Genomic DNA, 20151 nt, shown 5'->3' with positions numbered 1-20151 from the left:
TCGCAATTACAGATAGCCTTCCACCCTAAAGCTAGAACCGGTAAATGTCTGTAAGCGGTCTATCGCAATAAGACTCTCGCGTAGTACTGTGCGTTGTCTTTTGCTTAGGGCACTTGGTTTAAGGTAGTTATCTGGCACAAGTCCTTGACTCAGCTTCTGCAAGTTTACACGGATTCGAAACATCATTAGAGAGAGGTAAGCAGCTTCATAATACTCAGCATCATCGGCAGATATTGCCTCGAGTGAGACGAGTTTATTTAATCTAGCCAGAGTTGAGGTATCAAGAATGCCTTCACGCATTGCAAAAATACGTATGCAGTCAACAATATGAACACAGGCGGAACCCTTGATATCGACCTCATCCTTATGTCCTTGCTTTTTGTCTAAAATAATTTGCTTGAAGAGCCCTAAAGGTACTCTGGTTTGAAGATCATCTTTAGCCATATGGTGAAGAATCGAGGGGGCTAAGCGGAAAAGACGATGGGCGAAATCCCGTAATTCTTGGGCCAGTTTTTCCTGTCCATAAACCGCTCGGAAATCCAAGAAAATTGTAAATTTCCGAAATGAATCCTCCGTAGGAGTGAAAATCCAACTATCACCAGAAGTTTTCCAAGCCTGTAGAGATTGACACCAATCTGGGTTACTTGCCATGATGTTATGTTGGCACTTGGGAAAGCCAGCTTCTTCAAGTCCATTAACGACAAAATTCGCTAAAGTGAGGAAATACTCTTTGATTGCTGGTTCTTGATCTAGTGGTGGTTCGGCATAGATAAGGGCATTGTCTTGATCAGAAGAGAGAGTCTGTTCTTTGCGCCCACCGCTTCCCAGGGTTAACCAGCAGTAATCAAGTGGGGGTAAGCCTAAACCGCATTTTTCTAGCGCTTCTTCGGCTAAAACTAAGAGGCGACGGGTAATAAGGTCATTGAGTTCTGAAACAACCTCGCAAATCTCATTAGCAGAAGCCTTATCCGACACCATATTAATAGTAACCTTCTGGATAAGTTTGGCAGCATGACTAAGTTCGGTAGTGGTTTTAGCTGATTCAATTCTACTGACAATGCTCAGAGTACTGGTTTTTCGCAACCGCGTAAGGTCTCCCATTGTGATAACCCCAAGCGGAAATCCATTTTCTGCTATTAAAATATACTTGTCATGGCGCTTAATCATAGTTAATAACGCCTCATAAAAAAATGCATCGGGTGGTAACGTGGGGGGAGTCTTATCCATGATATCAGAGGCAAATACAATTGCAGGATTACAATCTAGAGCTAGGACTTTATTAATTAAATCTCTTTCACTGACTAAACCCAAAAGTTTCCCGGTTGTCCCTACAATTGCGATAGTGCTAATATGTTGCTGCGAAAAAATTCTAGCAACTTGACTGATCGGTGTTGAAGGGGAACAAGTAATAACAGGAGTTGACATAATATCTTTAAGTCGATGTTTAAAGGGTTCAGAGCTATGTCCGTAAGAGTCAAACGGTTGCTCTTGGACCATTTGTTCGTACATATCTCGAAGACGTTGAGTTAAAATATTACTGAAAAAACCAGCAAATTTGTTCTGGGTTTGAAGTAAATCCTCGAAGATCTCCTTTTTTAATAAATAACACGTCAATTCTTCTACAGCCTTTACAGATGCAGGGTAGGTTTTACCAGTCAATATAGATTCTCCAAAAAACTCTCCTGCGTAGCGTAAGGATACCACATTGGAGCTAGGGTTATCACCTTCTGCAATTATTCCTGCGGTACCAGCTATGATAATTAGCAAAAAGCCGATCGATGGTTGGCCTTTAGTAAAGATGAAGGTATCTTTAGCATAGGTTTTGAGAATGAGCTTTGGCATTAAATCCCCTATAACCTCGTTAGATAAAGTATTAAAGGGTGGAAAATCGAGTGATGGATTAATCACTTGCCAACCTCCCATAATTCAGAATAATCTGTTATTTAATATTATATACCTTGGCTAATACAAGAACAATACCATATTCCAATCAAAAGGTCGCTGCGCAAAAGTACGCAACGACCTTATTTAGTATAATTCTAAACTAGTATGTCGGAAATTGATATGTCAACTAAGTTACGAATTACTTTACCAGGGCTACCCCAGAAGCAAAGGCTTTATTATTTAATTCCAGTAACTTGGCTGGGATTTTTTCTACAAGGGCACTTTGCCAGGCATCCTCTGGGAAATCCATATACTGAGAGAGGACACCCATTAACACAACATTTGTGGCTTTGGCATTGCCTGCGTCAGAAGCTAGTTTTAATCCGTCCAATTCAATAAAACGCTCAACTCGATCTTTAAGGTCGACAAGGATAGTCTCTGGGTAAGTTGCAGCTCCGATGAGTACCGGTAACGGTACTATCTTTTGAGTGTTAACAATTAAGACCCCATCTTTTTTCAAGTAATGAGACCAACGATAGGCTTCCAATTGTTCAAAGGCGATCAAAAAGTCAACTTCTCCTGGTTCAATAACCGGAGAGTAAACGTATTCCCCCATACGAACTTGAGTTACGACAGATCCACCCCGTTGGGCCATACCGTGGATCTCTGACATTTTAACTTGGTAACCTTCGGCTAGTGCGACATGGGTTAAAATTTTGGAGGCTAAAATTGTTCCTTGTCCACCTACTCCGACGAGTAAAACATTAATTATCTTAGACATTAAGCATCACCAGCCTTTCTCAAGGCATCAAATTTACATACGTTTATACATAGGCCACACCCTGTACATAGGGCTTGGTCTACTAGGGCTGTCTTGTTTTCTTCGTCAAAGGAGAGCGCTGGGCAACCAAGTTTCAAGCACATTTTGCAGCCTGTGCAGTCTTGGACCTGAAGAGGTTTTTCCGTATTTTTGATAATAAGAGCACAAGGTCGTCTCGCAATAATTACCGAGGGTTCAGGGGCTGCTATTTCGGTCTTGATAACTTCTTTAACGTTTGCCAGGTCAAAGGGATCAACTTCCGTAACCCGTTTTACACCCAAGGCCTTGCACAAGGCAACAAAGTCGACTTGAGGAGCTGGTTGACCCATGAGAGTCTTGCCTGTAGACGGGTTTTCTTGGTGGCCTGTCATGGCTGTGATGGAATTATCCAGAATAACGGTGGTGGTGTGTCCCCCATTATAAACCACATCCATCAGCCCGGTAACGCCTGAATGGAGGAAGGTAGAATCTCCGATGACGGCAACCATCTTTTCCGCCATATCTGGATGAGCTTTCTCCATTCCTAAAGCTCCGGATATCGAGGCACCCATGCAGATACAAGTATCCATTGCTTCGAGAGGAGCCATGGTTCCTAGGGTATAACAGCCAATATCACCAGAAACAACAAGTTTAAGTTGCTTAAAGGTGTAGAACATTCCGCGATGTGGGCAGCCTGGGCACATGACCGGAGGTCTAAATGGGGAGTCAAAGGGTTTGGCGAGCGGTATTCCGTTTTGGCCAGTTACTTTTTCCGTGATCATCCGAACGGAGAGTTCTCCATAAGGTGGGAAAAGTTCCTTGCCAATGACGTCGATGCCTAAAAGACGAATTTCCTTTTCCAGATAAGGTTCTAATTCTTCAATGACATAGAGCTTGCTGACTTTGGCTGCGAACTCTCTAATTAAGCCTGCAGGCAAAGGGTTGGTTAGGCCTAATTTGAGGATGGAAGCCTGAGGCAAGGCTTCTTTAACATATTGATAGCAAATACCAGAGGTGATGATACCAACGGTTGGATCCTTCATCTCCATATAGTTGACTGCCACAGTTTCCGAATAGGTGGCTAGTTTCTGCATTCGTTCTTCAACGATTAAGCGGCGAGCCCGTCCGTGTCCAGGTAGCATAACGTACTTGCGCGGGTCCTTCTCATAGGGTTTGACAAGTCGTTCTATCGGCTCCTTTAGTTCTACTAAACTTTGAGAATGTGCTATCCGAGTTGTGATTCGTAACATGACCGGGGTATCAAAGGCTTCAGAAATTTCCATAGCCAAGCCAACCATGTCTTTAGCTTCTTGGGAGTTCGAGGGTTCTAACAGAGGTATCTTGGCAAACGCCGCGTATAGTCTATTGTCCTGCTCATTTTGTGAAGAGTGCATTCCTGGATCATCGGCTGATATTAAGACTAAGCCAGCTCGCGTACCGGTATAAGCTACAGTGAAAAGTGGATCGGCAGCTACATTGACACCTACCATTTTCATGGTAACAATGGCACGAGCACCGGCAATAGCTGCGCCAATGCCTACTTCCATGGCTACCTTTTCGTTTGGCGACCACTGACAATAAACCTCCGGGTATTTAACAATATTTTCGAGGATTTCTGTGCTTGGTGTGCCAGGATAGGCTGCAGCAACGCTGATACCATATTCGTAGACACCCCGAGCAATTGCATCATTACCTGTCATTAATGTTTTCATGCCTTTTCTTGTCCCCCCCTTATAGTGGAAATGTAGACCAATTTCTCCGAACATTTTAAAAACAAGGTCTTTATGTATTTTAACTCACAAAATAGAAAGCTGTAAAGAGACCAGCAGGTTGATTATTGAAGATACACCACTTTGTATACTGATCACCCTCCAAAACAACCGTTCACGGGTAATTCAGTTTTCGTTAACAGTGGGTTATTAACCGTAGAACCTAAATTAAGTACAGTTCATGGCTCGATTATGTAAAAAGATTGAATATTTTGATATATTAGAATTATCTAAAATAGGTAATTTGGCTTGAATTAAGCCAATGAGGAGGTTAAAGAAAAATGACGCAAGATGCCGGCCAACGGATGCTTATGGCAGGCAACAATGCCATCGCCCGAGGAGCTTATGAGGCAGGAGTTTATTTCGCATCGGGTTATCCTGGTACACCCAGCACAGAAATACTTGAAGTTATCTCCCAATATCCTGAAATCAAAGCTCAGTGGGGAGCGAACGAAAAAGTAGCCTTTGATGAAGCTATGGGAGTGGCCATGTCTGGCAAACGTGCTTTATGCTCGATGAAATACGTCGGACTTAACGTTGCAGCAGATTCTTTCATGGTATTCCCGTTTTCTGGAACAATCGGTGGGTTTGTAGTCATCTCAGCCGACGACCCAGGGATGTATTCGTCCCAAAATGAACAAGACAATCGCTATTTTGCCAGATTAGCTCAAATACCTATGATTGAACCAAGTGATCCTCAAGAAGCCAAAGACTATCTAAAACTCGCTTACGAACTTAGCGAGAAATTCTCCACCCCCGTGCTTTTCAGGACATCCATGAGAGTCTCCCACAGTAAAGGGATGGTAACTCTGGGCGAACGTAGTGAAGTAGGGGAAACTAAAAGCTTTGTTAAAGACGTACCTAACTGGGTCGTGCCCATTTTTGCTAAAGCGCTTAAAGCCAAACTGGATGCTAAATTCGAAGCAATTAGCGCGTTTGTTGAGACTTATTCCTACACTCGTATCGAGGAAGGGAACAGTAAAATAGGGGTTATCACTAGTGGGGCCTCCTACACTTATACTAAAGAACTACTTCCAGAGGCTAGCGTACTTAAACTAGCGATCACCTATCCCTTACCAAAGCAAATGATCCTCAATTTCTGTGCCCAATACGATAAAGTCTACATTATTGAAGAACTGGATTCTTTCATCGAAGACCAAATCCGAGCTTGGGGAGTCACTAATATCAGCGGCAAAGATATCTTCCCCCGCACCGGGGAATTCAGCCCAGACGTTTTAGGTAAATGCTTATTCAACGAACAACCTATTAAAGACTTTTCCAATGAATTTAACATCATCAGCCGTCCCCCCCAACTTTGCGCAGGCTGTCCGCATCGAGGAGCCTACCTCGCCCTCAAAAAATCGGGGGCCTTAGTCACCGGAGATATTGGCTGTTACACACTAGGCGCCTTACCACCCTTAGGGGCTATGCATACCTCCTTTGCCATGGGAACCTCAATTGGTAACGCCTTTGGCTTTGAACTTGGAGGAATGAACAAAGTTGCAGCAGTTATTGGAGATGCAACCTTCATTCATGGCGGAATCCCGTCCCTTATTGACGTTGTTTACAACGGCGGCAACACCACCATCGTCATTCTGGATAACAGCACCACTGGCATGACGGGTCACCAAGAACATCCTGCGACAGGACTCACCCTTCAAGGGAAAGCAGTCCCCAAACTAGACTTAGTTAACCTTGTTAAAGCCCTTGGCGTTCAACATGTTCAAGTGGCCGATCCCTTTGATCAAAAAGCAATGAACCAAGCCATTAAAGAGGCTCTCGACCATGAGGGACCTTCTGTTGTCATCACGAACAGACCTTGTATCTTCGCTCGTGGCGAAAAGCAAAGACCCAAAACACCCTATGTCATAGACCTCGATAAATGTAATCAATGCGGGGCTTGTCAACGTATCGGTTGCCCAGCAGTATTACCTGGAGAACAAGCACTGATTGATGATGTATCCTGCACAGGCTGTTCTTTATGTGCCCAAGCCTGTAAATTTGACGCCATTCACTTAAAGGGGGAATAAAAATGTCAAAGGTAACGAACGTACTCCTCTGTGGCGTCGGAGGGCAAGGCGTACTTCTGGCCAGTGAAGTTCTCGCTTTAGTTGCTGCCGAGGAATATGCCCAAGTTAAACAAACAGAAGTACATGGGGTAGCCCAACGAGGAGGGAGCGTGGTCAGTCATCTGCGCTTCGGTGACCAAGTTTACTCACCCACCGTCCGCACCGGTACTGGGGATATCTTAGTAGCCTTTGAAAGGCTTGAAGCAGTACGTTACGGACATTATCTCAAACCAGGGGGTCTGATGCTGATCAATGACATTGAAGTCATGCCTGGTCAGATGGGTGAATATCAACCTTATCCCACCGGAATCATGGAATTTGTTCAAAGTAAAGGCTTTCAGATCCAAGAAATTCTGGCCACATCCCAAGCTAAAGCATTAGGCAATCCTAAAGTCAGCAGTCTAATCATTCTGGGGGCTCTTTCCGCTCACTTGGATCTATCCCAGCAAGCTTGGGAAAGAGTTATTCGGAAACGTATTCCGCCAAAACTTGTCGATATCAATCTACAGGCCTTTAAAGCAGGCATAGAAATGGCCCAAGCAAGGGCTCAAGCAGCCATAGCTAAAGACTAGTTTCTCACATCAAGTGAAGACTGAGGCACTAAGAGTAGTTAAGGAGGGTTCAGACGGTGGAAAAACCTGCGCCTGACGCTAAACAATGCTTAATCTGGGACCAGGAACATGAGACTATGCCGCGGGCCAAACTGGAAGAGTTACAACTGCAAAGACTCCAAGCAACAGTCCAGCGTTGTTACACTAAAGTACCGGCCTATAAAGAGAAAATGGACGCGTTAGGAGTTAAACCCGAAGATATCAAAAGTCTTAAAGATATTAGTAAATTACCCTTTACCACCAAAAATGACCTTCGCGATAATTACCCCTTTAAAATGTTCGCCGAACCAATCGCTAAGATCGTTCGCATGCACGCTTCAAGTGGCACCACCGGTAAACCGATCGTGGTGGGCTATACAGCCAACGACATCAATAGTTGGTCTGAACTGATGGCTCGAGTGTACACTTCTGGTGGAGTTACCAATGCCGATATTGTGCATAACTCTTATGGTTATGGACTCTTCACTGGTGGCATGGGAGCTCACTATGGAGCGGAACGTGTTGGAGCAGTCGTCATTCCAGTATCTGGAGGGCTTACTAAACGCCAAGTTATGCTCTGGCAAGATTTTGGGGCAACAGTCCTGATGGCTACCCCATCCTATGCCTTAGTACTCGCTGAACAAGCCAAGGAAATGGGTGTCGATCCCACGCGGGACCTTAAACTTAAAGTAGGCTTTTTTGGGGCTGAACCTTGGACTATGGAAATGAAACGTGAAATCGAAGAAAAACTTAACATTGAGGCCTTCGATATCTACGGGCTTACCGAAATGATGGGCCCAGGAGTATCGTTTGAATGCCCCTATCACGATGGATTGCACATTTCCGAAGATCATTTCATAGTAGAGACCGTCGATCCAGATACAGGAGAGTCTCTACCACTTGGGAGCTTAGGTGAAATGGTCCTAACCTCCCTAACGAAAGAAGCTTTCCCAGTTCTGCGCTATAGAACAAGAGATCGAACCATTATCGATACTGAAAGCTGTGCCTGCGGACGCACCACAGCTCGGATGAAGCGTATCACCGGACGTACTGACGATATGTTAATTATTCGAGGCGTCAACGTGTTCCCTTCTCAAATTGAAAGTGTGATTTTAACGATTAAGGGACTTGAACCCCAATATGTCATCGTTGTGGACCGCGGAGCAAGCTATATGGATGACCTGGAAGTCCTCGTGGAATGTACCCATGAATTACATGCCCAAGGGGATGAGGCCATGAAAAAGGTACAAGAACACATAGGTGCTGAATTACAGCAAGTACTAGGCCTTAATGCCCGGATTAAAGTTGTTGCTCCCAAGACATTGCTGCGTAGTGAAGGTAAAGCTAAACGAGTGGTGGACCTTCGAGAACACAATAACTAAACCGAATACTTGGTGAAGCAGAACATGGAACACTCACTGATAGAAGTGGAACTCTTAATGTGGATAAAAGAAATGTGAAATCAAGAGGTGGTGAAGCTCACTATGTCTATGACTATGACTATGACAGAGAAAATTCTAGCCGCTCACGCTGGGTTAAGCGAAGTACGTCCCGGTCAGATCATCAACGCTAAAGTGGACTTAGTCTTGGCCAATGAACTATCAGCTATCGTAGCTATCGAAGAGTTTGGCAAAATTAAAGGAGCTAAGAACGTCTTTGATCCTCAAAAACTTGTCATCATCCCGGATCATTTTACCCCCAATAAGGATATTCAATCCGCTAGAGTTGCCAAAAAGGTCCGAGAGTTTGCTTTAGAACATAACACCTTGTACTACGAAGTAGGCCGAATGGGTATTGAACACGTCCTACTTCCAGAACAAGGCTTGGTAAGACCAGGTCAATTGGTCATTGGCGGAGATTCCCATACTTGTACCTATGGAGCGTTAGGTATGGTCGCTACCGGAGTAGGATCAACTGATATCGCTGTAGCTTGGGCCTTAGGAGAAGTTTGGCTGAAGGTTCCACCCACGATCAAGATCGAATTTCAAGGGAAGAAAAGACCTTGGGTTTCTGGTAAAGATATGATTCTCTACATGATTGGACGTTTAGGTGTCGATGGGGCTATCTATAGTGCTTTAGAATTCTGCGGAGAGGCCATAGAGGAACTCAGTATAGCAGAACGGTTGACCATGGCTAATATGGTGATTGAAGCAGGGGCTAAAAATGGTATTTTTGCGGTTGATGCTAAAACTGAAGCCTATGTCAAAGCAGCCACCAATCAACCTTATACGGTTTATACTAGTGATCCAGATGCTAACTATGCTCAAACCATCGTTTTTGATATGGCCGATATCGAGCCCCAAGTTGCCTTCCCACATTTGCCTTCGAACACAAGACCTATCTCTCAAGTGGGTGAAGTTTCTATCGATCAAGTGGTGATCGGCTCCTGTACCAACGGACGGATTGAAGACTTGCGTATCGCCGCCGGACTTCTAAAAGGAAAAAAGATCCATCCTCGAGTACGCTGCATCATCATCCCAGGTACCCAAAAAGTCTACCTTGATGCTATGAAGGAAGGACTATTGGAGACCTTTATACAAGCAGAATGCGTTGTTTCAACCCCAACCTGTGGTCCTTGTGTAGGAGGACATATGGGAATTTTAGCTGATTGGGAGCGTTGTGTATCCACCACCAATCGCAACTTTGTCGGCCGGATGGGTCATGTCACTAGTGAGATATACCTAGCTAGCCCAGCTGTAGCAGCAGCCTCAGCCTTAAGTGGCAGATTAGCAGACCCTGGTCAACTAGAATAATCGCTAAGAACGGAGGGAAACGACGATGATTGAAGGAGAAGTCTGGAAGTTAGGTCGGGATATTGATACCGACCTGATCATAGCAGGCCGTTATTGTAATATATCTGATCCTGCAGAATTAGCGAAGTATGTGTTAGAGGACTTAGATCCAAACTTTGTCAAAACATTTAAAACAGGAGACGTGATCGTAGCTGACAATAACTTTGGTTGTGGTTCATCACGAGAAGTGGCGCCTCTGACCTTAAAAGCGGCCGGAGTGGCGGCTGTAGTAGCCCCAACATTTGCTCGGATCTTCTATAGAAACTGCATAAATATTGGACTACCTATTTTTGAAATTTCGGACGTCGCTAAAGACTTTGAAAAAGGTCAGCGAATCAGTATAGACCCGCTGACCGGAAAAGTAACCAATCTCACGACGGGAATAACGTTCCAAGCAGCACCTTTCCCTGCCTTTATGCAAAAGATCATGGATGCCGGTGGGCTTGTGGCCTATGCAGGTGAACGATTGGGGGGAGCTAACGATGAATAAAGATAATCCACGCAACTATCGATTTGGAGTTATTGGTGGCGATGGAGTAGGCCCAGAGGTTGTCACCGAAGGACTTAGGGTTTTGGAAGTTGTAGCTCGACAACAGGGGTTTTCCTTTGAATTAACGCATTATCCATATTCGACCGATCACTATCTGAAAACCGGAGAGACCATGCCAGAATCAATATTAGATGAATACAAAACGATGGATGCACTTTACCTTGGAGCCCTAGGTGATCCACGGGTAGAGCCAGGCTTTATTGAGCGGCCCATCATCATGGGAATGCGTTTTGGATTAGATCTCTATATTAATCTGCGCCCGATCAAACTGTACGCAGAGCAATTTTGTCCTCTTAAAGGCAAAAAGCCAGAGGATATTGATATGGTTATTGTACGTGAGAATACCGAAGATCTCTATACAGGTATAGGTGGGATCTTTAAAAAGGGCACTCCAGATGAAGTCGCCATTGCCGAAATGGTGTTCACCCGTAAAGGGTGTGAAAGGGCCATTCGATATGCTTTTGAATTAGCCAGAAAACGCAATAAAAAGAAAAAGGTAACCTTAATCGATAAGGCGAATGCGATACGAGCTATGGATCTTTGGACTAGAACCTTCGAAGAAGTCGGTGCAGAATATCCTGATATTCAAAGGGAACACGCCTATATTGATGCTGCTTGTATGTGGATGGTTAAAAATCCAGAATGGTTTGATGTGGGCGTTACCAGTAATTTATTCGGTGATATTATCACAGATATTGGCGCGATGATCCAAGGTGGACTCGGTATAGCTGCTTCAGGGAATATCCATCCAGGCAAGGTTTCCATGTTTGAACCGATTCATGGTTCTGCTCCAAAATATGCGGGTCTTAATGTCGCTAATCCAATGGCCGCGATTGCTGCAATGGCAATGCTTTTGGACTATATTGGCGAAACAGAAGCCTCTGTCAAGATTGACAAAGCCCTCCAAAGTTTGTTAATGTCCGGCAAGGTTCCCTCCTTGGGCGCAGATTCAGGACTATCTACCAGTCAAATCGGTGATTTTGTCATCGAAATATTAGCGAGGGGGTAGGATTATATGTTGCGTGAGCCTATCGAACAACTACTGCATAGTCCGTTGGAGTTTACGAAAGATATTACATTTCCAGACCCTAGAGAACTTCGTATCTACGACTCCACCCTTCGCGACGGAGAGCAAATGCCTGGTGTGGCCTATACCCCTGAACAAAAGCTTGAGATTACTAAGGCCTTAAGCGATATTGGGGTTCATATTATCGACGTGGGGTTCCCCGGAGTATCAGCTACGGAACAAGAGGCTTTGCGCTTGATCATGGAAGCCAAGCGCCGTGGTGAATTACGCGCCGATCTTGAAATTGTGGTAATGTGTCGTTCGCATAAAGGAGATATTGACGCAACTCTTGAGGTTCTTAACGGGATAAATATCTCTCCAGAAGAAGTGACTTTTTTCATCTTTACGACGGCATCCAATCTACACAATAAATATAAAATAGGTAAAACCCTACTTCATAGGGAGGGGATTTCTGACGCCGAACATGAAGATCGGCCAATCGAATGGTACAAAGAAGCCAACCTGAAGATGATGGAGGAAGCAATCCGTTACGCTCGGTCCAAAGGGGTAACTCATATCGAGTTCGGTGGAGAAGATGGTTCACGAGCGGATGTTGATTATTGTATTGAACTGTTCCGTCGGGGGCTTGCTGCAGGTGGCACGAGACCTTCCTGGCCAGATACTGTAGGGGTTTTGACTCCGGAGGCAACTGCCAAATATACAGAAGAGATAGTCCAGGCAATGCCTGAGGTACCTTTATTGGTACACTTCCACAATGATTTTGGGTTTGGCACAATCAATACTATCACAGCAATTAAATATGGTGCGAAGGCTTTCTGCACGACGGTAGCAGGATACGGTGAACGGGCGGGAAATGCGCCTCTCCACGAAGTAGTAGTTTCTTTGAAATTGCTCTATGGTATCGAAATTCCCGGTTTCAAATACGAAAAGCTGCATGACTTGTACCGCCTAGTCGAAAAATATGCCTGTATGCCAATCCAGGCCCATTGCCCAATTATTGGACCTCATGTTTTTACGCACGAAAGCGGCATACACACGGCGGGTGTACTGATTGATCGGCGTATTTATGAGGCTATTCCATCAGAATTAGTAGGACAGAAGACCTCTTTCGTATACGGTAAACACTCTGGAGGCCAAATTATTGAACATGGTTTACTGGGGATGGAAAAGGAACTTACGGAGTCAGGAGTCACGATAACACCGGAATTGATAGAAAAAGTGACTGCGGAAATGAAGCGTTTGCGGGAGGATAAATCAAAAACAGATCTTTTGCAAAAACTCATCCATATTTATCATAAAACGTTAGAGTCAATAGGATTAACGGGTAAAGATCTGTTCCGTGTTGCTTGTCAGATGCATGAGAAGCTTAAGCAACAGGAATTGCCGAAATAACCCTATGATCGATACCTATGCGCACCTTTCAAGATTGCTAAATGAAGGTTTCTTGTTTGAGACCTTTCATTTAGCAAATGGAAAGGTGTTTTTATAGTTTATGGTTTAAGCCCTGACAGAACAAAGGAAGAACTTTTCTGAGCCGAGGAAATGGCAAATGTCAGCGCATAAGATAATTGCTTGATAACCTTCTTGAGATAGTATACAATAAAATAAAACCACCAGCTGTACAAAGCCTGTGGCTTTTATTATAGATGTAGGACTTGTTCAGAGCTTTTGTAAAACTTTTAGGTTCGGATTTCCATGGTGTGATATAAAGACCGAGGCGTAGCCTCGGTTTTTCATAAATACGACTCTAAAGACCTAACATCTCTTTGAGTATCCGGGATTTGGTCCGGCTCATTGGGATTTCGCTACGTTCAAGATCATCGACCACTATAGTGTAAGTTCCATTAAAATATGGAATGAGTTCTCGCATGCGTTGAATGTTCACTAAATAACAACGATGAGACCGAAAAAAAAGAGTGGAGTTTAAACGTAATTCCAACTCGCGTAAGGTAAAACGGGTCAAGTAAGACTCCTTTAAGCTTTTTATGTAGACCTTATCTTTATCGGTATAGACATAGATTATTTCGTCCGGGTGTAATAGTATTATTTTACCTCTTAGTTCGACTGGTACAACTTCCAAAGGCTTAGGTGAAATAGTTTCACGTTTAATAGGGGGCGGATTACTCTTTGGCCCAGTTAGGTTGCCTTTTAATTGGCGCACTTTCAATAGCGCTTCTTCCAGTCGTTTAGGGTGAATAGGTTTAAGAAGATGCTCTAAAGCATTTAAGGCAAACGCGTATTCTTCGTGAGCTGTGTTGTAAGTAGAATCATCTAGATTCAAGATTAACTCTCGGGCGTCTAAGGCATTTGTTGCCTTGCTGACGACTTGAACATTCTCAAAGGGCTGGAGTAGGTTGCGAAGTTCTTGACTGTCGGAGCATTCGTCATCCACCAGTATGGCACGAAGTTTCAAGCTGATCCCTCATTTCTTCCATCCATAGCCAGCGCTTGGCGCCAGCCAAGTTTCCTTAAGTTCTCCAAAAAATATATTGGCTGGTGACATCAGCAAAAAAGGTTTGCACAGTTAAGATGCATTTCAGACTAGTCTATCCAATTTGAATATTCAGTTAATTATATATAAAATTATCATGCCATGTAATGTCCCCGTTTGTCAAGAAATGATTTTGAAAACTAGCCAACACTTTCCTCATAATAAGGTTTTATTTGCTACTTTTGTGTAAATAAACTCGAATAACCCGTTAAAGAAAGAGGTGGAAGACTTGTATCTCCAGCAAAGATTAGAAAAAAATTTGGAGACTAGGGTACAGTTATGATGTGGGTGGAAGAGGTCATGACCCAGATACCTGTTTGTCTTAGCGAGACCAATTCTTGTTTGGAGGCATTACAAAGGCTTATCGAAGCTAATTCTTCTGGTTGGCCTGTCGTGGGTAAAACCGGTAATTTGATAGGGGTAGTTACAATGAAGACCCTTGTCGAGAGAGTAATCGATAATAACAGTTCATCTGCAGAACTGAGTTGCCTTGAGGCGGTGGAACGTGATCCAGTGGTTATTAAGCCGTCTCTGCGTCTAGGTGAGGCATGGGCTTACCTATTTAATTTGGCTGTGGTAATTGAAGAGGATGGGCAGATTGTTGGTGTTCTAAGCCGTGCGGACCTGGCGGTTGCTTTATATCAAGAAGCCGAATTCCAGGTGAAAGAACTGGAAGCGGTACTAAGCTCTGCGCATAATGGTATTGTAGTGATCAATAGCGATGGGATGATAAATTCGTTTAATAGGGCAGCCGAACGATTTACTAGGGTTTCTCGTGAAAGAGCCATTGGTCGTCATGTCTTAGATGTCTTAGTGCCTCTTGGTCTTATGGAGACGCTGGAAACGGGAAAATCGGAGTATTCCCAAAAGTTTCGAGTGGGTAGGGGGACTTATATCATGAATAGGGATCCAGTAATCCAGGACGGTAGGATTACTGGAGCTGTTGGCGTATTTCAAGATATCTCAGAAATCGAATCGGTATCACAAGAATTGGCCACAGTTAAGGAGCTTAATAGTGAACTCGATTCAATCATACAGTCCTCCTCAGATGGTTTATTCGTTACCGATTCGGCTGGCATAGTTCTAAGATATAATCATACCTTTGAAAAATTGAGTCTAGGTAATGCTCAGAATTTGATTGGCAGAGCAATTCAGGAAATTGAAGAGGTTACCTATGCTCATTCGCTAGTTAACTTAGTTCTGCAACGCAGGAAACCGGTTACAATTATGGAAAATAAGCATAATCATAGTTTGCTTGTCACGGGTAGTCCTGTTTTCGATGAAAAAGGAAAGCTTATGAGGGTTGTAATAAATCTTAGAGATATGACCAGCCTTAATCAGCTCCGACAGGAACTAATTGATGCCAAACGTCTAAGTGAACAGTACCACCAGGAGCTATCCGAATTGCGTAATCGTCAGGATACTGGGGGAATGATAGGGACTGGTCCTGAGATGGAACGCGTATTCGAATTAATTAGGCGAGTAGCTAAGGTTGATTCTACCGTGCTTTTATTCGGAGAATCAGGCGTCGGCAAGGAAGGTATAGGGAAGCTTCTTCATACTCAGAGCAACCGCGCCGATGGTCCTTTTATAAAACTAAATTGCGGGGCTATTCCAGAGCATTTGTTAGAATCGGAACTCTTTGGATATGAATCGGGAGCGTTTACGGGAGCCCGTCGAGAAGGCAAGATCGGCATGTTCGAGCTAGCTCATAATGGGACGATTTTGCTCGACGAAATTGGTGATTTTCCCTTTAATCTTCAGTCTAAACTTTTGAGGGTTCTTCAAGAACGGGAAATTGTTCCCGTTGGAGGGGCAAAACCGCGCCAAGTCAATGTGCGAATCCTAGCTGCTACCCACAAAAATCTTGAAGAGATGATCAGGGCGGGTCAATTTAGAGAGGATCTGTACTTTCGATTAAATGTAGTTCCGATTGTGATACCGCCTTTGCGTCAACGGCAAGAGGATATCATTCCTCTAATCTATCATTTCCGAGATAGATTTAGTAAGAAGTACGGTTTTCAACGAGAATTCTCTCCCGAGGTAATTGAGGCTTTTCTACAGTATGATTGGCCAGGTAATGTTCGAGAGCTAGAAAATATGGTTGAGCGTTTAATGGTGGTTTCGGCCGGAGAATTGATTCTAGTATCTCAGTTACCTATTCCTTTTAAACGGAGTGCCAGTGAATTAAGAGGAGTATCAGTCAATTCTTTAATGCCCTTGAAAGAAGCTGTAGATGAAGTAGAACGACAACTTATTGACAAGGCCTTAGAGAAATATGGTAGTACTTATAAGGCTGCCGCTGCCTTGGGCGTAAATCAGTCAACGATAGTTCGCAGAATGGCTCGTTTTCGACGGGCCGCCGCTGAGTCGTCTGTTCGGCATTAGAGCATTTATATGACGTTAATAGCCAGGAGGTGATAAAATGAGAGTTTCCGAAATACGTTTAAAAGAACTACTTGAATTCTTACCTGAACAGGGTAAAGTCCTTTTAAAAGGCTCTCGCGTGATGATCTTCGATGCCACCTCTCTGGGAATGTTACGTAAAGATTTAATCGATACCTTGGGTATGGACAGAGCTAAAGGTTTTCTCATTCGTTATGGCTGGTCCTGTGGTTTTCAAGCCTATACAAATATTAAAAAACAGTTCCAGTGGGACGAAGACCAGGAGGGAATATTCACCGGTCCTATCATGCACACTCTGCAAGGCTACGCCTTAAGTGAATTCTTTTGGCATATCGATCCCCAAACAGGTGCCTCATATTATAAAGGATATTGGACGAACTCTTATGAAGCAGAACAACATATCCTGCATTTTGGTCACCACCACGAACCAGTATGCTGGAATTCGATTGGATATGCTAGTGGCTACAGTTCTGCTCGCCTAGGAAAGCAGGTCATTTATAAAGAGGTACAATGTGTAGGCCAAGGTGATGAGCACTGTACTTTTATTGGAAAGTCGGTTGAAGATTGGGGAGAAGAAATAATCCCTGAACTAGCCTATTATGAAGTTAGTAAAATCAGCGAAGAACTAGAAACAGCTCATCAGAGGATTAAGGCTCAAAATAGGATGCTGGAACGAACAGTCACTATTCATGAACAATTGACACAATGTATTTTGAAAGGCCAAGGGATAGAAAACATCACGGCCACTCTTGCAGAATTAATGAAATGTACAGTAATTCAGGAAGATAACCATTTGGTTCCACAATCCACCTGTTTTCCAGAAAAATCTGCCACAAAAGATATCCTAACGCCTTATCTTCCTATTTTGTCGAGTCCTTCTTTCAAAAAGACTTCCGCTTTTTACGTTCAACAAAAGCGTCCATTTCAATTAGCTGATCAACATGCGGATTGTCTTGTTTATCGCTTGGTTTCACCAATTCTGGTTGGCAGTCAACATCTTGGCTTTGTATCCTTACTGCGCATAGAGTTACCCTTTTCAGATTTGGAGAATATTGATTTGGAACATGCCGCCAGTGTTTTTGCTCTCGTAATACTAGAACAGAAGAAGATCGCCGAGGTAGAAAGGCGCCTAAAGGGTGATTTTATTGATGACCTTCTATCAGAGAATTTCACTGACCCCAATTCGATCATTAACCGGGCCCGTGGCTTGAATTATGACATTACCCGACCTCATCGGGTTCTAGTGTTAGAGATTCACAACTATTCTCTATTGTTCAAATCCTTAGGGCAAGATGAAAAAAGAATTCTACAATTTAAAACAGAGCTTGTCAGTACTGTCCAAAACTACCTAGAACGGTTTGGTAAAGGAATGGTCGTTAACAAAGGGGATAATTTAATTATACTAGTCCAACAAACTATCGTGAATTGCCCTGAAAAAATTACCAGACAACTGGCCGAAGATATCATCGAACAAGTCTTAAATAAATATCCGAAAATTACATTGTCAATTGGTATTGGAAGTAGTTGCACGGAGATATCTGATTTTAACAACTCCTACTTATCTGCAAAAAAGGCGCTAGAAATAGGTAAAATCTTAAAAAAACATAGTAAGGTAATCTCACTTGAGCAGTTTGGTACCCATGCCCTGCTTTTTAGTGCCTTAGACTCCAAAGATATTTATAACTTTGCAACTAACCATATTGGAGCTCTATTAACCTATGATGAAACCTATCAAACTCAACTTATCCCTACACTCCAAGAGTTTCTAAGCCACCGCGGTAATGTTGAAGGAACTGCTAAAACTATGGATATGTCAATAAGTGGTTTAAAATATAGATTAAAGCGAATTAAAGAGATTACTGGGCAGGATCCGAAAGAAGGCCAAGCTTATTTTAATCTCTACTTAGCTATCAACATCCTTCAGCTTGTGGGAAAAGACAAAATTAAGTCTTAGAAATGGATTGAATAATATTTTTTGTTGCAAACCAAATAGAACTTTGGTCAATAGGCTTCTACTTACGTTGCTCCAGATTGAGCAATTAAGTAGGAGTCTTTTTTACATTATACTGCTTAGGATTCCATGACTTCCTCCAAACTAATTTGCATAATTTAGTCCATAGGCATTACTCACATCATTTATCCACCGCTAATTTGGTTCCGACCTCCGCCATGATTCTCTTTTATAGTTTCAGACGTCAACCTGATCAGTTCAATTACTTCCCTCTAAGTATCCTTAGGGATAGCTTTATTCGTATGAAGCAGGTGGAACTATTTGTTAATTTCAAACTGGTTCAGAGGTAGTAATGTGCAAGTGAATATGTTATGATTTGGAAAGAAATATAACTGAAAATTCAATATATTAAATCTAATCAGATAAGCTCAAGGTGGTGATTGGAAAAACATAAAATATTTTGTTGCCAAAAACATTAAATTGAGGAGGCTAAGTCTGAATATGAAAAAGAAAACTTTAGCTCTTGGTGTAAGCCTATTATTTATGATGAGTATGCTATTAAGCGTATCTGGGTGTGGTCAAAAGACCGCTACCACTACCACCACAGAGAAAAAGGCTGATCCAATTATTTTAGGTGTTGCAACTTCCTTAGGCCAATTCGATGCGGCTGGTTCTCTAAAAGCGGCGCAATTAGCCGTGGATGAAATAAATACTAGTGGTGGTGTAGATGTTGGTGGTACAAAACGTCCTTTTGAAATCGTCACTATCGATACCAGGGATGCCGAACCTTCAATCCCTGTAACAGATGCCTTGGCAGCTATTGAAAAACAAATTCTGGAAAAGAAACCTGCTGCGATGGTTGTTGGAGTTTTACGTTCAGAGGTCCTTCTCTCGGCCATGGATTTGATTGCTAAATATAAGGTTCCATATATGGTATCAATTGCAATGACCCCTGATTTTGAAAAAAAGGTTGAAGCAGATCTAAAATATAAGTACTTGTTTAGAGTCGGCCTAAGTTCTCCGTATCTCGTAGGTAACTTGTCCGATAATTTAAGTACTATAGGTAAAAAGTTTAATTTCAATAAAGTATATTTTGTAAATCAAGATGTAGCTTGGGCGAAAGGGACAAATACCGCGCTGGCAAAATGGGCTGCAGCTAACGGTTGGACTGTTGTAGGGCATGATGCTTACCCAACAGGGGCTTCGGATTTCTCCTCAACGCTTAATAAAGCAAAATTGGGTGGAGCTCAACTCATTGTTCCCCTCTTTGATATGCCTGAGTCTGCCAACTTAGTCAAACAAGCTAGTGCCATGAAAGTGCCAGCACTTTTCGCGGGGTTTATTAGTTCAGCTGCTTCAGAATCATCTTGGAAAACCTTTGGTGGAGATATCAATGGTTTAGTTAATTTCCTATTTGAAAATGCCTCACTACCAGTGAAGGCGCTTCCCAAAAGTATTACCTTTAATGAGGCTTATGGCAAAAAGTTTGGCGAAGCAGAACGCGCCAAAATTACTGGTCATGGGGGAGGGCCATCGTATGATTCCGTCTATATTATGGCTGAAGCTATTAAAAAGGCCGGATCACTGGATGCGGACAAACTTGTTACCGCTCTCGAGCAAACAGATATGGACGGTATGATTGGCCATCTCAAATTCAATAAGAACCATCAAATTATTTATGGCTCCGATCCAAAAACAAGCGCTGTCAGTATTGCGTTTCAGTGGGTTGATGGCAAAAGGGTACCAGTATACCCTGCAGCTATCGCTGAAGGAGAAATCGTTCTGCCAGCAATAAAGTAACTTTCTGATTGACTTAGAAACAT

At 43.1% G+C, this 20151-nt stretch carries 14 protein-coding genes; 10 read left to right on the top strand and 4 right to left on the bottom strand.

Annotation, left to right across the window (positions count from 1 at the left end; all coding sequences use genetic code 11):
* Positions 1–6: 6 nt before the first annotated feature.
* The 3 genes from ACYQ3Q_RS18365 to iorA (ACYQ3Q_RS18355) form a co-directional block, all read right to left on the bottom strand.
* Positions 7–1908: a DUF294 nucleotidyltransferase-like domain-containing protein gene (locus ACYQ3Q_RS18365; RefSeq protein ID WP_459929969.1), complete on the bottom strand. Its 1902-nt coding sequence runs from the start codon at positions 1906–1908 to the stop codon at positions 7–9.
* Positions 1909–2083: 175 nt separating this feature from the next.
* Entirely contained in the window at positions 2084–2665 is a 582-nt protein-coding gene (locus ACYQ3Q_RS18360) for an indolepyruvate oxidoreductase subunit beta (protein WP_459929968.1), read from the bottom strand.
* Positions 2665–4395, bottom strand: coding sequence for an indolepyruvate ferredoxin oxidoreductase subunit alpha (gene iorA / locus ACYQ3Q_RS18355; RefSeq protein WP_459929967.1), 1731 nt, complete (start codon positions 4393–4395; stop codon positions 2665–2667). Before iorA (ACYQ3Q_RS18355) ends, ACYQ3Q_RS18360 begins: the two co-directional genes overlap by 1 nt.
* Before the next feature lie 338 nt (positions 4396–4733).
* Between iorA (ACYQ3Q_RS18355) and iorA (ACYQ3Q_RS18350) the strand changes: the two genes are divergently transcribed.
* The 7 genes from iorA (ACYQ3Q_RS18350) to ACYQ3Q_RS18320 all read left to right on the top strand — a co-directional run bounded on the left by iorA (ACYQ3Q_RS18350) (position 4734) and on the right by ACYQ3Q_RS18320 (position 12872).
* Positions 4734–6482 carry an indolepyruvate ferredoxin oxidoreductase subunit alpha gene (gene iorA / locus ACYQ3Q_RS18350; protein ID WP_459929966.1) on the top strand — a complete coding sequence of 583 codons (1749 nt, stop codon included), beginning with the start codon at positions 4734–4736 and terminating at the stop codon, positions 6480–6482.
* 2 nt (positions 6483–6484) lie between these two features.
* Positions 6485–7093, top strand: a complete 609-nt coding sequence (locus ACYQ3Q_RS18345; protein WP_459929965.1) for an indolepyruvate oxidoreductase subunit beta — start codon at positions 6485–6487, stop codon at positions 7091–7093.
* Positions 7094–7209: 116 nt separating this feature from the next.
* Complete coding sequence (locus tag ACYQ3Q_RS18340; RefSeq protein WP_459930048.1) at positions 7210–8493, top strand: phenylacetate--CoA ligase family protein; 1284 nt, start codon at positions 7210–7212, stop codon at positions 8491–8493.
* A 108-nt stretch (positions 8494–8601) separates the two neighbouring features.
* Positions 8602–9864 (top strand): 3-isopropylmalate dehydratase large subunit, encoded by a 1263-nt coding sequence (leuC, locus tag ACYQ3Q_RS18335; protein ID WP_459930047.1) that lies wholly within the window; start codon positions 8602–8604, stop codon positions 9862–9864.
* Between the two features lie 25 nt (positions 9865–9889).
* Positions 9890–10393: a LeuD/DmdB family oxidoreductase small subunit gene (locus tag ACYQ3Q_RS18330; protein ID WP_459929964.1), complete on the top strand. Its 504-nt coding sequence runs from the start codon at positions 9890–9892 to the stop codon at positions 10391–10393.
* The gene (locus ACYQ3Q_RS18325) at positions 10386–11462 is read left to right on the top strand and encodes a 3-isopropylmalate dehydrogenase (protein WP_459929963.1); all 1077 of its coding nucleotides are present in this window, start codon (positions 10386–10388) and stop codon (positions 11460–11462) included. Before ACYQ3Q_RS18330 ends, ACYQ3Q_RS18325 begins: the two co-directional genes overlap by 8 nt.
* Positions 11463–11468: 6 nt before the next feature.
* Positions 11469–12872: a LeuA family protein gene (locus ACYQ3Q_RS18320; protein WP_459929962.1), complete on the top strand. Its 1404-nt coding sequence runs from the start codon at positions 11469–11471 to the stop codon at positions 12870–12872.
* Between the two features lie 355 nt (positions 12873–13227).
* Here the strand turns inward: ACYQ3Q_RS18320 and ACYQ3Q_RS18315 are convergent, their stop codons facing one another.
* Entirely contained in the window at positions 13228–13893 is a 666-nt protein-coding gene (locus ACYQ3Q_RS18315; RefSeq protein ID WP_459929961.1) for a LytR/AlgR family response regulator transcription factor, read from the bottom strand.
* A 378-nt stretch (positions 13894–14271) separates the two neighbouring features.
* Here ACYQ3Q_RS18315 and ACYQ3Q_RS18310 point away from each other — a divergent pair, with 378 nt between their 5' ends.
* The 3 genes from ACYQ3Q_RS18310 to ACYQ3Q_RS18300 all read left to right on the top strand — a co-directional run bounded on the left by ACYQ3Q_RS18310 (position 14272) and on the right by ACYQ3Q_RS18300 (position 20128).
* Complete coding sequence (locus tag ACYQ3Q_RS18310) at positions 14272–16359, top strand: sigma 54-interacting transcriptional regulator (protein ID WP_459929960.1); 2088 nt, start codon at positions 14272–14274, stop codon at positions 16357–16359.
* A gap of 37 nt (positions 16360–16396) precedes the next feature.
* Positions 16397–18331 carry a XylR N-terminal domain-containing protein gene (locus ACYQ3Q_RS18305; protein WP_459929959.1) on the top strand — a complete coding sequence of 645 codons (1935 nt, stop codon included), beginning with the start codon at positions 16397–16399 and terminating at the stop codon, positions 18329–18331.
* Positions 18332–18829: 498 nt separating this feature from the next.
* On the top strand, positions 18830–20128 hold the full coding sequence (locus ACYQ3Q_RS18300; protein WP_459929958.1) for an ABC transporter substrate-binding protein: 1299 nt from the start codon (positions 18830–18832) through the stop codon (positions 20126–20128).
* Positions 20129–20151 lie beyond the last annotated feature (23 nt).

The organism is Desulfosporosinus burensis, assembly GCF_054657535.1.
This window is presented reverse-complemented; position numbering and strand designations above follow the sequence as displayed.